General features: G+C 72.9%; 13 protein-coding genes. 6 read left to right on the top strand and 7 right to left on the bottom strand.

Annotated features, from left to right (window positions below; genetic code table 11):
- Positions 1-408 precede the first annotated feature (408 nt).
- Together DQE82_RS20340 and DQE82_RS20345 are read right to left on the bottom strand one after the other, a co-directional pair.
- The gene (locus DQE82_RS20340) at positions 409-1,092 is read right to left on the bottom strand and encodes a response regulator transcription factor (RefSeq protein WP_030504594.1); all 684 of its coding nucleotides are present in this window, start codon (positions 1,090-1,092) and stop codon (positions 409-411) included.
- Positions 1,093-1,113: 21 nt separating this feature from the next.
- Entirely contained in the window at positions 1,114-2,406 is a 1,293-nt protein-coding gene (locus tag DQE82_RS20345) for a cell wall metabolism sensor histidine kinase WalK (RefSeq protein WP_199496054.1), read from the bottom strand.
- A gap of 199 nt (positions 2,407-2,605) precedes the next feature.
- On the opposite strand from DQE82_RS20345, the gene phoU reads away from it, so the two are divergent.
- The gene (gene phoU / locus DQE82_RS20350) at positions 2,606-3,250 is read left to right on the top strand and encodes a phosphate signaling complex protein PhoU (protein WP_064446849.1); all 645 of its coding nucleotides are present in this window, start codon (positions 2,606-2,608) and stop codon (positions 3,248-3,250) included.
- Positions 3,251-3,354: 104 nt separating this feature from the next.
- Here the strand turns inward: phoU and DQE82_RS20355 are convergent, their stop codons facing one another.
- Complete coding sequence (locus DQE82_RS20355; protein ID WP_113973506.1) at positions 3,355-4,122, bottom strand: phosphoglyceromutase; 768 nt, start codon at positions 4,120-4,122, stop codon at positions 3,355-3,357.
- 150 nt (positions 4,123-4,272) lie between these two features.
- On the opposite strand from DQE82_RS20355, the gene DQE82_RS20360 reads away from it, so the two are divergent.
- Positions 4,273-5,598 carry an MFS transporter gene (locus DQE82_RS20360; RefSeq protein WP_113973507.1) on the top strand — a complete coding sequence of 442 codons (1,326 nt, stop codon included), beginning with the start codon at positions 4,273-4,275 and terminating at the stop codon, positions 5,596-5,598.
- Between the two features lie 80 nt (positions 5,599-5,678).
- The gene (locus tag DQE82_RS20365) at positions 5,679-6,929 is read left to right on the top strand and encodes an MFS transporter (protein ID WP_113973508.1); all 1,251 of its coding nucleotides are present in this window, start codon (positions 5,679-5,681) and stop codon (positions 6,927-6,929) included.
- Positions 6,930-7,303: 374 nt separating this feature from the next.
- Here the strand turns inward: DQE82_RS20365 and DQE82_RS20370 are convergent, their stop codons facing one another.
- From DQE82_RS20370 to mshA, 3 genes are all read right to left on the bottom strand, one after another.
- A complete protein-coding gene (locus DQE82_RS20370) occupies positions 7,304-8,248 on the bottom strand; it encodes a hypothetical protein (RefSeq protein WP_113973509.1) in 945 nt (314 codons plus the stop codon).
- Between the two features lie 77 nt (positions 8,249-8,325).
- Entirely contained in the window at positions 8,326-8,859 is a 534-nt protein-coding gene (locus DQE82_RS20375; protein ID WP_043328058.1) for a YbjN domain-containing protein, read from the bottom strand.
- Between the two features lie 45 nt (positions 8,860-8,904).
- Positions 8,905-10,266: a D-inositol-3-phosphate glycosyltransferase gene (mshA, locus tag DQE82_RS20380; RefSeq protein ID WP_043328056.1), complete on the bottom strand. Its 1,362-nt coding sequence runs from the start codon at positions 10,264-10,266 to the stop codon at positions 8,905-8,907.
- Positions 10,267-10,437: 171 nt separating this feature from the next.
- Here mshA and DQE82_RS20385 point away from each other — a divergent pair, with 171 nt between their 5' ends.
- Positions 10,438-11,202, top strand: coding sequence for an SDR family NAD(P)-dependent oxidoreductase (locus tag DQE82_RS20385; RefSeq protein ID WP_064446850.1), 765 nt, complete (start codon positions 10,438-10,440; stop codon positions 11,200-11,202).
- Positions 11,202-11,984: a class I SAM-dependent methyltransferase gene (locus DQE82_RS20390; protein WP_113973510.1), complete on the top strand. Its 783-nt coding sequence runs from the start codon at positions 11,202-11,204 to the stop codon at positions 11,982-11,984. Before DQE82_RS20385 ends, DQE82_RS20390 begins: the two co-directional genes overlap by 1 nt.
- Positions 11,985-12,261: 277 nt before the next feature.
- On the opposite strand, the gene DQE82_RS20395 is transcribed toward DQE82_RS20390, so the two are convergent.
- Positions 12,262-13,353, bottom strand: a complete 1,092-nt coding sequence (locus DQE82_RS20395; RefSeq protein WP_113973511.1) for a UDP-N-acetylmuramate dehydrogenase — start codon at positions 13,351-13,353, stop codon at positions 12,262-12,264.
- A 70-nt stretch (positions 13,354-13,423) separates the two neighbouring features.
- Between DQE82_RS20395 and DQE82_RS20400 the strand changes: the two genes are divergently transcribed.
- Positions 13,424-14,179 (top strand): maleylpyruvate isomerase family mycothiol-dependent enzyme, encoded by a 756-nt coding sequence (locus DQE82_RS20400; protein ID WP_043328053.1) that lies wholly within the window; start codon positions 13,424-13,426, stop codon positions 14,177-14,179.
- Positions 14,180-14,221: the final 42 nt, after the last annotated feature.

The raw sequence follows: 14,221 nt of genomic DNA on the forward strand, positions 1-14,221 counted from the left end.
CTCCAAGGTCCGACAAGCCTTCGCCAGGCCCCCACACCGGGTTGATCATGAGGTTAGCGGTGACAAACCGGACACCAAGTGCCGCCAAGTTCATGATCGACGCGACCGGGCAGGACGGATGCGCTGGACGGGGAGCGAAGCGGCCGCGACCGGCCTCGCGATCTTGCAGTTTGCGCCCTCCGAGCACCCGATTCGCCCGGTTTGCGGGGCACCAATGTGCAAGATCGCGCGATCGAGGGAGGGCTGGGCGGAGTGGGGGTCGAGAACTCCCCCGGGAGGCCCCGAGGGTCGGCGATCTTGGAGTTGTGGTGCCTCGCGAAAGGTGTCAAGCCGGGCATCCTGGGCGCCACAACTCCAAGATCGACGGGGGGCGTGGACGGGGGGACGGGCGGGTGGCCGGCCCGGGGGTCAGGGCTCGAACTTGTAGCCCAGGCCTCGGACCGTGACGATGTAGCGCGGCGCGGACGGCTCCGGCTCGATCTTGGAGCGCAGCCGCTTCACGTGCACGTCCAGCGTCTTGGTGTCGCCCACGTAGTCGGCGCCCCAGACCCGGTCGATCAACTGCCCGCGGGTGAGCACCCGCCCGGCGTTGCGCAGCAGCAGCTCCAGCAGCTCGAACTCCTTGAGCGGAAGCTGCACCCCGGCGCCGCCGACCGTCACCACGTGCCGTTCGATGTCCATCCGGACCGGGCCGGCGGCGAGCGTCGGCGCGCCCGTCTCGTTCGACTCGGCGCTCTGCCGGCGCAGCACCGCCCGGATGCGGGCGACCAGTTCACGCGGCGAGTACGGCTTCGTCACGTAGTCGTCGGCGCCGATCTCCAGGCCGACCACCTTGTCGATCTCGCTGTCCCGCGCGGTGACCATGATGATCGGCACGTGCGAGCGCTGGCGGAGCTGCCGGCACACCTCGGTGCCCGACATCTCCGGCAGCATCAGGTCGAGCAGCACGATGTCGGCGCCGGTCCGGTCGAACTCGGTGAGGGCGTCGGTGCCCGTCGCGGCGACGGAGACCTCGAAACCCTCCTTGCGGAGCATGTAGGACAGGGCGTCGGAGAACGACTCCTCGTCCTCGACCACCAGTACGCGGCTCAACGGGTGTTTCCTTTCCTGTGGTCAGACCTGCCGGAGCTCGGCCGGGCCGGCCTCGATCCCAGCGGAGGCGAGTGTCGTCTCCAGGTCGTCCGGGGGGCGGGCGGGCAACCGGAGGGTGAACGTCGACCCCCCACCAAGAGTGCTCGACACGTCCACCCGGCCGCCATGGTTGCTGGCGATGTGCTTTACGATGGCCAGTCCCAGGCCGGTGCCGCCGGTCGCGCGGGAGCGGGCCTGGTCGGCGCGGTAGAACCGCTCGAAGATCCGGTCCACGTCGTTCGGGGCGATGCCGATGCCCTGGTCGGCCACGGCGATCTCGACGTGTTCGTCGGTTCCGGTGACCGTCACCCGGACCATGGTGTCCTCGCCGGAGTAGGTGATTGCGTTCTCCACCAGGTTCGCCACCGCGGTGGCGAGTTGGCTGTCGCTGCCGTACACGGTCAGGCCCCGCTGCCCGCCGACGGCGATCTCCACCCGGCGGGCGGTGGCCGCGGTGCGGGTGCGGTCGACGACCTCGGCGAGCACCCAGTCCACCGAGACCGGCTCGGGCGCGGGTTGCGGCTCGGCGCCCTGGAGGCGGGTCAGTTCCAGCAGCTCCTGCACGAGGCGGCCGAGCCGGGTCGACTCGTGCTGGATCCGCTCGGCGAACCGCCGCGCGGCGACCAGGTCCTCGGACAGGTCGGGCGCGCCGTCGGAGGCCGGTTCGGTGGCGTCGACGAGCGCTTCGGCGAGCAGTTGCAGCGCGCCGATGGGTGTCTTCAGCTCGTGGCTGACGTTAGCCACGAAGTCCCGGCGTACCCGGGCGAGACGGTGCGACTCGGTGACGTCGACCGCCTCGATCGAGACGTAGCCGGAGCCCAGTCCCATCGCCCGCAGGTGCACGCCGAGCGGGTTGTCGCCACCGCCGTCGCGGCCCCGGGGCAGGTCCAGCTCGATCTCGCGCCGCACGCCCGTGCGGCGGACCTGCCCGGCGAGGGTACGGATCAACGGGTGCGCCGCGATCGAGCCGGGTGTCGCCCCGGTACGCAGCAGACCCATCGCCCGGGCGGCCGGGTTGACGAGGACCGGCACGTCGTCCGGGCCGAGCACCACCACGCCGGCGCGTAGCGAGTCGATCGTCTTGCGTCCGAGCCCGGATAGGCCCCCCTGCTGGTCGTCCGGAATCGTCGGCCTCCCTGCGTCACGACGGGTGGTCCCGCCGCCCCGCGACGCCCGCCGGCGCCGCCACTGCTCAACCGGTCCGGACAGCGTCGCCCCGGCGACCAGCCCGGTCACCAGCGCCACGGCCACCGCGACCGCCACCGCCCATTCCACCCGGCGATCGTAGGGTCATTGTTAACCCAGGGATCGGGCACAAAGGGACGAACCACTCTCGCTTCCGGCAAAGTTCACCTGCGGGCCCCGCGTCGTTCACCCACGTTCATCCTGGTGCCGACCGTTCGGCCTAGCGTGGGGCGCGCACCTGCTCCCGCCGTACCCCTCGGGGTCGCGGCACCGACCCCAGGAAGTGACGATGCGCGACGAGTTCCGGGCCGACCTGCAGATTGTCAGCCAGTTGCTGGTGGACATGGCCGAGGCGGTACGCGCGGCCATGCGGCAGGCCACGAAGGGTCTGCTGACCGCCGACCGGACGGCCGCCGAGACGGTGATCGCGCGGGACGCCGAGATCGACGAGCTGTACCGGCACGTGGAGGAGCGGGTCTGCGACCTGCTGGCCCGGCAGGCGCCGGTCGCCTCCGACCTGCGTGCCATGATCACCGCGCTGCACGTGGCAGCCGATCTGGAACGGATGGGTGACCTGGCCGACCACGTGGCGAAGACGGCGCTGCGCCGGCACCCGTCCCCGGCCGTCCCGGCGGAGCTGCGGCCGGTCTTCACCGACATGGCCGGGATCGCCGACCGGATGGCCGAGAAGATCGGTGCCGTGCTGGCCAAGCCGGACGCCGACGTGGCCGCCGAGCTGGACGGCGACGACGACGCGATGGACGACCTGCACAGGAGCCTGTTCGGGGTGCTGCTCGGCGACGACTGGCCGTACGGGGTGGAGACGGCGATCGACGCGACGCTGCTGGGTCGCTTCTACGAGCGTTTCGCCGACCACGCGGTGAACGCGGGCGAACACGTGGTCTACCTGATCACCGGTTCGACGTCCGCCTGACCCCGGCCCGCGCGCAAGGAAGGGCCCCTTATTAACAGCGAGCGTTAATAAGGGGCCCTTCCTTTACCGCAGGCGTTAAAAAGGGACCCTTCCTTACACCAAGCTCAGCGGCCCTGGTTGGCTACCGCGGCGGCGGCGTCCTTGGCCGCGTCCGGGTCCAGGTACGTGCCGCCGAGCACCTGGGGACGCAGGTCGGCGTCCAGGTCGTAGCGCAGCGGGATGCCGGTGGGGATGTTCAGCTTGGCGATCGCCTCGTCGGAGATCTGGTCGAGGTGCTTGACCAGGGCGCGCAGCGAGTTGCCGTGCGCGGCCACCAGCACCGTCCGGCCGGCCAGGATGTCCGGCACGATCGAGTCGTACCAGTAGGGCAGCATCCGGTCGACGACGTCCTTCAGGCACTCGGTGCGCGGCATCAGCTCGGTCGGCAGCAGCGCGTACCGGGGGTCGCCGACCTGCGACCACTCGTCCGCGTCGTCGATCGGCGGCGGCGGCGTGTCGTACGACCGGCGCCAGAGCATGAACTGCTCCTCGCCGTACTCGTCGAGGGTCTGCTTCTTGTTCTTGCCCTGCAGGGCGCCGTAGTGGCGTTCGTTGAGCCGCCACGACCGGCGCACCGCGATCCAGTGCCGGTCGGCGGCGTTCAGCGCCAGCTCGGCGGTGCGGATGGCCCGGCGCAGCAGGCTCGTGTGCACCACGTCCGGCAGCAGGTCGTGCTCGCGGAGCAGCTCGCCGCCGCGCCGCGCCTCGGTCTCTCCCTTGGTGGTCAGGTCGACGTCGACCCAGCCGGTGAAGAGGTTCTTGGCGTTCCAGTCGCTCTCGCCGTGCCGCAGCAGGACCAGCGTCCCGACGGTGGGCCCCTCGCTCGCAGTCATGCCGATCATCCTGCCGTACCGGCGCGACGGGCACGCGCCGACCGGTCGTGACGACCACCACGTGGAAAACCTGATGACCACGGCTCCGGCCCGGCACTAGGTTGTAAGGCGTTCTAAACAGGTCGGTCATTACCACACGGGGGCGTCGGGATGCGGACGGTACGAGGCTGGTTCCAGGACACGGCGGGTGGCCTGCCACGGACGTTCTGGTACCTCTGGGCCGGCACGCTGATCAACCGGCTCGGCTCGTTCGTCCTGATCTTCCTGGCCATCTACCTGACCCAGGAACGCGGCTTCTCCGCCGCCCAGGCCGGTCTGGTGATCGGTCTCTGGGGCGCCGGCGGCGCGGTCGGCACCACCATCGGCGGCACCCTGACCGACCGCTGGGGACGGCGGCCCACGCTGCTCGTCGCGCACGTCGGCGCGGCGGGCATGATGATCGCGCTGGGCCTCGCCCGGCCGCTCTGGGCGGTCGCCGTGGGCGCGCTGCTGCTCGGCGCGTTCGCCGAGGCGGCCCGCCCGGCCTTCGGCGCGATGATGGTCGACGTGGTGCCGGACAAGGACCGGCTGCGCGCCTTCTCGCTGAACTACTGGGCCATCAACCTCGGTTTCGCCTGCGCCGCCGTGCTCGCCGGCTTCGCCGCCCAGGGCAGCTACCTGCTGCTGTTCCTGGTGAACGCGACCACCACACTCGTGACCGCGCTGATCATCTTCGCCAAGGTCGGCGAGACCCGCGGCCCGGTCACCGTACTGCCGGTCAAGGGGATGCCGGCGCCGGCCGGCGCGCTGCGCACCATCCTCGCCGACCGGGTGTTCCTCGGCTTCGTCGCGCTCAACCTGCTCGCCGCGCTGGTGTTCCTCCAGCACATCTCGATGCTGCCGATCGCCATGGGCGACTCCGGGCTCAGCCCCGCCACGTACGGCTCGGTGATCGCGCTCAACGGCGTGCTCATCGTGGTCGGCCAGCTCTTCGTACCCCGGCTCATCAAGGGCCGCAGTCGCTCACACGTGCTGGCGCTCGCGTCGCTGGTGATGGGCGCCGGTTTCGGGCTCACCGCGTTCGCCGACACGGTCTGGCTCTACGGCCTGACCGTGCTGATCTGGACCGTCGGCGAGATGCTCAACTCGCCGTCCAACGCCACCCTGATCGCGGAGCTGTCCCCGGCCGCGCTGCGCGGCCGCTACCAGGGCGTCTTCTCGCTGTCCTGGCAGCTCGCCGGCGCCGCCGCGCCGATCCTCGGCGGCCTGGTCCGCGAGCAAGCCGGCAACAGCACGCTCTGGCTCGGCTGCGCGGGCATCGGCGTCGTGGCGGCCGTCGCCCACCTGATCTCCGGCCCGGCCCGGGAGCGCCGCGCGCTCGCGCTGCGCGCAGTGGGCACGCCGGTCGCGCCGGTCACCGCCACCGCCTCCCCGGCGCCCGAGGCGGCCGAGGCCGCGGCCACCGCACCCGCCGCGCCGGTCCGGGCCGGTTCCTGAGTACGCCCCGACGCGACCGCCCCGAGGCGGGTGGATACCGTACGGGACGGAATCGGTAAGGAAACCTTCCTGGAGGACTGGTGCACGGCCTGCGGCGCTGGTGGGACGACACGGCCGGCGGGCTCCCCGCCACGTTCTGGTACCTCTGGTCCGGCCTGCTGATCAACCGGGCCGGCGCGTTCGCGCTGCTGTTCCTGTCGCTGTACCTGACCGTCGCGCGGGGCGCCCCGCCGTCGCTGGCCGGGCTGGTGGTCGGCGCGTACGGGATCGGCGGCGCGGCCGGCACGCTGCTCGGCGGCGTGCTGGCGGACCGCTGGGGACGGCGGGCCACGCTGCTCGCCGCCCACCTGGTCGCCGCCGGGCTGATGGCGGCGCTGGCGTTCACCACGCACCTGGCGGTGATCGCCGTACTAGCCACGCTGGTCGGGGTGGCGCACTCGATGCCCAGCCCGGCGTTCGTGGCGGCCATCGTGGACGTGGTGCCCGAGGCGCGCCGCTCCCGCGCGTTCAACCTGCAGTTCTGGGCGTTCAACCTGGGCATGGCGGTGGCCTCGCTGCTGGCCGGAATCCTCGCCGAGGCCAGCTTCACCGCGCTGTTCCTGGTCGACGCCGCAGCCACGCTGGCGGCGGCGGTGGTGATCGCGCTGAAGGTGCCGGAGACGCTCACCCGGCGGCCGGCGCTCACGCCACGGGCGGTGATGGGACGCCGTCCCGGGCTGCACACCGCGCTCACCGACCGCACGTTCCTGGTGTTCGTCGGGCTGACGTTCCTGCTGGCCGTGCTGACCATGCAGACCTCGACGATCATGCCGCTGGCGATGCGCGCGGACGGCCTGCGCCCGTCGGCGTACGGGCTGGTGGTGGCGCTCGGCGGGGCGCTCATCGTGGTCGGGCAGCTGTTCGTGCCCCGGCTCATCGAGCCGTACCGCAAGTCGACGGTGCTGGCCGCCTCCACCGCTCTGATGGCGCTCGGGTTCGGCACGCTGACAGTCGCCGACGGGCTGCCGCTCTACCTCGGCGCGGCGGTGGTCTGGACGGCCGGGCAGATGCTCGCCGCACCGCCGAACGCGCAGATCAACGCCGACCTCGCCCCGCCCGAGCTGCGGGCCCGCTACCAGTCGGTGTTCTACCTGACGTTCCCGGCCGCGTCGTTCGTCGCGCCGGCGCTGGGCGGGCTCAGCCTGGAGCATCTGGGCGAGCGGCACTGGCTGGTGGTCGGCGTGCTCGGGCTGCTGGCCGCCGCCGGGCACCTGCTCGCCGGGCCGCCCCGGGAGCGCCGGGTCGCCGCGCTGCGGGCGGCAGCCGTGGAACCGGTCTCGTCAGCCCGCTGAGCGCCGACAACGGCAGAGCGCCCATCCCGACCCCCGTCGAGATGGGCGCTCTGACCGTACGCCCGGCGGCGGCGGGCGACACTCACCCCCGTAAGCGTCGCCCGCTCGCGCCGCCGGTTCCACGGGTGGCACCGTCCCCCAACGGCGTGCTCCACCCGATCTTCGCATCTCGCCTGCGCGGATCTGATCGATCCACCGCTCCCCCGAACGGAAACAAGCGTGACGCGGTGCAATAAAGTTAGTTCGCCCAGATTCCGGATTCAACCCAGATCGCTGTCTTGCCCGTCACAGCGTCCGTGTCGGGAATCCGGCTGTCCGTGCTGCGGTCCCTGGGATGGCAAACACCGGGTTCCCGGGGTCCATTCCCGTAAACCTCAGCCGTCCTCGCGATTCGGGTTCTCGGTCCGGAAGAAGTTGCTCTGCCGCCCGTCCCGCATCTGCTCCTGGTAGATCAGGTTCAGCCGCCGCAGGTCGAACGTCCGGAACCAGTCGTCCCAGGTGATCTCCCGGATCCGGCTGCTCTCCCGGTAGCCGGGGATGTTGAACGTCAGCACCCCGGGCCGGCCCGCACGCTCGGTGCCGGCGATGGTGGCCGGCTTCGCGCCCCGCGCCCGCGCCCAGCGCTGGATCACCTCGTGGTTACGGGTGACCAGGCTGCGGCCCGGACGCTCCGGCCGGTCCGCGAGCGACGTGATGAGCTGCGACGATCCGATCGACCGGCTGGACGCCGGCCCACGGGTCGGCGCGCTCTGCGCCCGAGCCGACGTCGCCTTCCGGGCCGGCGCCGCCTTGGCGCGCGAAGGAGCGGCCTTCGCCCTCGACGGAGCCGCCTTCTTCGCCCGGGCGGGCGTGGCCTTCGCGCGGGACGGGGCCGCCTTCGCGCGCGTCGCGGTCGCCCGCGACGAGGTGGCCTTGGCGCGGGCGGGGGCCGCCTTGCGCGTACCCGTCGCCTTGGCCCTGGCACCGGTGGCCCGCGCGGCCGGCGCGGACTTGGCCGGCGACGTGGCCCGGCGGGCAGTGGTCTTCTTCGCGGCGGTGCTCTTGCGGGTCGCGGCCGGCCGCCCGGCCGGTCCGGAGCTGCGCCGCGCGGCGCCGCCCTCCCCGCGCATCGTCCGCGCCAGGGTCTTCACCAGTTCCGGCTTCCGCAGCGCGGAGATCCCGGAGACCCCGCGCCGCTTGAGCTGGCTGCGGATGTCGTCCACCTTCATCCGGGAGATCGCCGACTCCGACACCCTCGGGGTGTTCGGCGTATGGTTGCCGCTTTGCCGCTTGGTCCGGGTCGCAGTCGTGCCGCGACCTGAGCTGTTGCGCTGAGCCATGGGACACGCTCCTCGACAGTCCGTCCTCGGCCCGCGGTGGGTCCCAATGCTCCGCACCGCGCGGGGCGGCATACCCGTCAGGAGGGCTCCGAACCTCCGGCGGGCGATCCGGCAGTGGCGGACGGCTCGAAGAGGTGCGCGAACGCGGCCAGGTTGGCAGTCGACTCGCCGCGCTTGACCCGCCACTCCCACTCCCGGCGGATCGCCGTGCCGAAGCCGATCTCCAGCATGCTGTCGAACGACTCGTCGGCGTACGTCAGCACGGAGCCCAGCAGCCGGTCCAGCTCGTCGGCGTCGACCCCGGCCAGGTTGACCCGACCGGTCAGGTAGACGTCGCCGACCGCGTCGATGGAGAACGAGACGCCGTACATGCGGGCGTTGCGCTGCAGCAGCCAGGCCCACAGCTCCTCGCGGCGCTCGTCGGGCTGGCGCATCACGAACGCCTCGACCCGCAGCGCGTGCTCGCCCACGATCAGGTTGCAGATCGTCTTGAGCTTGTGCGTGCCCGGCAGGGTCACCGCGTACGACGCCTCGCCGGTCGACTCCCACTCCAGCTCGCGCTCGGCGCAGACGGACTCGATCAGCGCGGCGACCTCACTCCTGCGGCTCATCGCACCCACTCTACGACCGGTCGACCGGGGCCGCCGGACGGGTGATCACCAGGAGCACAGCATCGCCGGGTCGCCGAGCCGCCGCGCCAGCCGGGCCCGGTGCTCGGTGATCGCCTCCCCGTAGACGGCGAGCAGGCCGGAGGCGGTGCGGTGCCAGGAGAAGTCCCGGGCGTGCCGCTCGGCGCCCCGGCCCAGCGCGGCACGGCGTACCGGATCGGGCAGCAGGCGCGCCAGCGCCCGGGCCCAGTCGACCGGGTCGTGGCCGTCGATGAGCATGCCGCTGACGCCGTCGCGTACCGCGGTGACCAGGCCGCCCACGGCGGCGGCCAGCACCGGCGTGCCGCACGCCTGGGCCTCCAGCGCGACCAGGCCGAACGACTCGTTGTGCGACGGCACCGCGACCAGGTCGGCGGCGCGGTAGAGGGCGGGCAGGTCCGCGCCGGTCTGCGGCGGCAGGAAACGCACCCGGTCGGCGATGCCGAGCGCGTGCGCCAGCTCGATCAGGGCGGTGGGCCGGTCCAGGCCACTGCCGCTGGGCCCGCCGCAGATCACCACGGTCAGCTCGTCGGCCAGCGCCGGATCCCGTTCACGCAGCGCGGCGGCGGCACGGACCAGCACGTCCGGCGCCTTGAGCGGCTGGATGCGGCCGACGAACGCGACCACGTACCCGTCGGCCGGCAGGCCGAGCCGGCGGCGTGCGGCCCGGGTCGCGGCGTCCCGGTCACCGACGGCGGGACGGAACCGCTCCAGGTCGACGCCGGGTTCCACGATCGCCACCCGGTCCGGGTCGGCCGCGTACCGGTCGAGCAGGTCACGGGCCTCGACCCGGGTGTTGGCGACCAGCCGGTCCGCCTCGGTGACCACCTGCTCCTCGCCGATCACGCGGGCCTTCGGCTCGGGGCGGTCCCCGGCGGCGAGGCGGGCGTTCTTGACCTTCGCCAGCGTGTGCGCGGTGTGCACCAGCGGTACGCCCCAGCGCTCCTTGGCCAGCCAGCCGACCTGACCGGAGAGCCAGTAGTGCGAGTGGATCAGGTCGTAGTGGCCCGGCGGGCGGGCCGCCTCGGCGCGCAGCACCCCGGCCGTGAAGGCGCAGAGCTGGCCCGGCAGTTCCTCCTTGGTCAGCCCCTCCAGCGGCCCGGCGGTGACGTGCCGGACGGACACGCCGGGCGCCACCTCGACCACCGGGGGCAGGTCACCGGCGGTGGCCCGGGTGAAGATCTCCACCTCGACGTCGGCCTCGGCCAGCCGCCGGGCCACCTCCAGGATGTAGACGTTCATGCCCCCCGCGTCACCGGTGCCGGGCTGGTGCAGCGGCGACGTGTGCACCGAGAGCGTGGCGATACGGCGCGGCCGCGGCCACGGCAGGGCACCTCGCTGACGACCGACACCGGTGTGCAAATCCGCCACGTCCGCTCCCTCTGTCACGGTTGATGCCGTCCCGCACGACCGGCGCTTCTCGGTCAACCCGTGTGCCGGATCTCATCTTCCCCATCGGGGTTCGGAAATGCCCTTCGCCGGGTCCCCGGCGTGACGGACCTCATCACCGCGCGCGGCCGGGCGGCGGTGGACAATGTCCGGATGACTTCAGTCGCCATCGTCACCGGGGCGTCCAGCGGGATCGGCGCGGCCACCGCCCGCCGGCTCGCCGCCGAGGGATTCCACGTGCTCGCCGCCGCCCGGCGTACCGACCGGCTCGCCGCGCTGGTCGCCGAGATCGAGGCGGCCGGCGGCGCGGCGAGCGCGGTGGCCTGCGACGTGACCTCGGACGAGTCGGTCGCCGGGCTGGCCGCCGCGGCCGAGGCCGCCCCCGGGCCGGTCACGCTGCTGGTCAACAACGCCGGCGGCGCGCGCGGCCTGGACCCGGTCGAGACGGCCGACGTGGGCGACTGGCAATGGATGTACGACGTCAACGTGCTCGGCACGCTGCGCGTCACCAAGGCGCTGCTCCCGGCGCTGGAGCGCTCCGGCGCCGGCACGATCGTGATCGTCAGCTCCACCGCCGGGCACGTCGTCTACGAGGGCGGCGGCGGCTACACGGCCGCGAAGCACGCGCAGACCGCGGTCGCCGGCACGCTGCGGCTCGAACTGTGCGGCCGACCGGTCCGGGTGATCGAGATCGACCCCGGCATGGTGAAGACCGAGGAGTTCGGCCTGGTCCGCTTCGGCGGTGACGCCGACCGGGCCGAGGCGGTCTACGCCGGTGTCGCCGAACCGCTGGTGGCCGACGACGTGGCCGACTGCGTGGCCTGGTGCGCGACCCGCCCGCACCACGTCAACATCGACCGGCTCGTGGTCCGCCCGCTGGCCCAGGCCGCACAGCACAAGGTGCACCGGGAGTCCTGATGGAGCGTCCGCTCGGCGTGGCCACCCGGGGCACCACCAACCCCAACCGGCTCCGGCGGGTGGACAACTGGATCGTCGAGACCTGCGGCGACGCGCTGCGCGCCGCCGCCGACCCGCTCGTGGTCGACCTCGGCTACGGCGCCACCCCGGTCACCCCGGTCGAGCTGCGGGCCCGTCTCGCGGCCGGCGTCCGCGCCGACGTGCGGGTGGTCGGCCTGGAGATCGATCCGGTACGCGTCGCCGCCGCCCTGCCCGCCGCCGACCCGCCCGGGCTGACGTTCGCCAGGGGCGGCTTCGAGCTGGCCGGACTGCGTCCCGCGCTGGTGCGGGCGTTCAACGTGCTCCGCCAGTACGACGAGAGCGAGGTGGCCGACGCCTGGCACACAGTCACCGGGCGGCTCGCGCCCGGCGGGCTGCTGGTCGAGGGCACCTGCGACGAGCTGGGGCGGCTCGGCTCCTGGGTGCTGCTGGACGCCACCGGCCCTCTCACGCTCACGTTGTCGGCGAAGCTGACCACGCTGGAGAGCCCGGCCACGCTCGCCGAGCGGCTGCCGAAGGCGCTGATCCACCGCAACGTCCCAGGTGAACGCATCCACGACCTGATCGAGGCGCTGGAGCAGGCGTGGCGCGCGGCCGCCGGCTACGCCCCGTTCGGCCCCCGGCAGCGCTGGCTGCGGACGGTAGAGGCGGTGAAGGAGTCAGGCTGGCCGATCCGGGACAGCCCTCGTACGTGGCGCCACGGCAACCTCACGCTCCCCTGGCCCGCCATCTCCCCCCGCTGACCCGCCCGCCCCCGCCCACCGCCCACCGCCCCGCCGATCTTGGACTTGTGGCGCCCACCTTGCCTCGTTTGGCCCAGTTCACGAGCCACCACAACTCCAAGATCAAGGGAGACGTCACCCCTCCCCTGGAACCCTCGCCGGGACCCTTCGAGTCCAGCGTTGATCTTGCACTTGCTGCCCCGGCAGAACGGGTCAAACCGCTCGGACCGAGGGCCGGAAGTGCAAGATCGCGGGGGTGGGAGGGGGAGTGGGAGGGGGCGGGGGGCGGGGGCGCGGGTCAGATGGTGCAGTTGATCAGGACTGGTTCGGGGTGGAGGGTTACGCCGAAGCGGGACTGGACGCCGTCTCGGATCTCGCGGGCCAGCGCCACCAGCGCGGCCGTGCTGGCGCTGCCGGAGTGGTTGGTGAGCGCGAGCGTGTGCTTGCTGGAGATGGCGACGCCCTCCGGGCCCGCGTACCCCTTGCCGAACCCCGCCTTGTCGATCAGCCACGCGGCGCTGACCTTCACCGTGCCGTCGGCGCCCGGCCAGTGCGGCGGCTCACCCACCTCGGCGGCGCGTTCCCGTACCTGCTCGAACACCTCGCCCGGCAGCACCGGGTTGGTGAAGAACGAGCCGACCGACCAGGTGTCCGGGTCGGCCGCGTCCAGCACCATGCCCTTGCCGGCGCGCAGCTTCCGCACGGTGGACCGGGCGTCGGCCAGCGGCACCCGGTCGCCGACCTCGACGCCGAGCGCCCGGGCCAGTTCGGCGTAGCGGACCGGGCCGGAGCGCGGGGACCGGGTGAGCCGGAAGTCGACCGAGAGCACCACCCAGCGGTCGCTGTACTTGAAGATGCTCCCCCGGTAGACGAACCCGCAGTCGGCCGCCGCGATCCGCGTCACCCGGCGTTCGGTCCGGTCGTACGCCTCGACGGCGACGATGGTCTCGGCGACCTCCTGGCCGTACGCGCCGACGTTCTGGATCGGTGTCGCGCCGGCCGAGCCGGGGATGCCGGAGAGGCACTCCAGCCCGGACCAGCCGCGCTCGACGGTGGCGGCGACGAAGTCGTCCCACGGTTCGCCGGCTTCGACACGTACCGTGACGGTGTCGCCCTCCTCGGCCACGGCCTGGAACCCGCGCGAGCGGACGAGCACGACGGTGCCGGGGAAGCCCTGATCGCCGATCACGACGTTGCTGCCGCCCGCCAGCACCAGCACGGCCTGCTCGCGGGCCTCCGCTTCCTGCACTTTTCGCACGATCTGGGCGGCGTCCTCGGCGATCTCCAGCCGCCCGGCGGGTCCGCCGAGCCGGAGCGTGGTGTAGCGCGCCAGGGTGGCCGGATCGGTCGGTTCACCGGCAGTAGCCGGTTCGGCGTAGACGTCTGACACGCCTTTCACCCTAGGCTGAGGGGTAGCCGGCGCACCCACTGGTGGCCCGGTCACCCCCGGGAGGATGGCGATGAGCAGACTGCACCACACGAAGGACTTCTGGATCGGCGCGCTGCGCACGGAGGGTCCCGCCTTCGCCGCGGCGGTTTCGGAGGCGCCGCCCGAGACACCCGTGCTGTCCTGTCCCGGCTGGACGGTCACCGATCTCGCCCATCACCTGACCCGCGTGTACGTCTGGGCGGGCACCGTGCTGACCGCCGGTGGCACCACCCGCCCGGAGCGGCACGACCCGGAGCCGCCGGCGGACCTGACGCCGGCCCAGTGGTACGTGCGGGAGTACGAGCGGATCACCGCGCTGCTGGAGGCGGCGGATCCGGAGGCGCCGGCCTGGAACTTCGCGCCGCAGCCGAAGAAGGCGGCCTTCTGGCCGCGCCGGATGGCGCACGAGACGGCCGTGCACCGCTGGGACGCCCAGCTCGCGATCGGTGCGGGTGATCCGATCGAGGCGAAGCTCGCGGCCGACGGGGTGAGTGAGGTGCTGGACACCTGGCTGCCGGCGGGCCGGCGGGTGCAGCCCGGGCAGTGGCGCGGCGTGGTGCAGCTGACCGCGACCGACGCGGCCCAGGAGTGGTACCTGCGGTTGCGGGGTGAGGGGGTCGCGCTGCTGGACACCGCGACGATCCTGGACCACGACGACCACCGGGCCCGGGCACAGGTGGCCGGCACGGCGAGCGATCTGCTGCTGGCGCTGATGGGCCGGATCAGCTTCGACGCGCTGGACGTGGCGGGCGACCCGGCCCTGCTGGGGGGCCTGCGGGTCGGCTGACGACGGGCACCGGACGGAGAGGGGCGGCGGGCGCCCCTCTCC

Source organism: Micromonospora sp. LHW51205, from assembly GCF_003315815.1.
Lineage (GTDB): Bacteria > Actinomycetota > Actinomycetes > Mycobacteriales > Micromonosporaceae > Micromonospora > Micromonospora chalcea.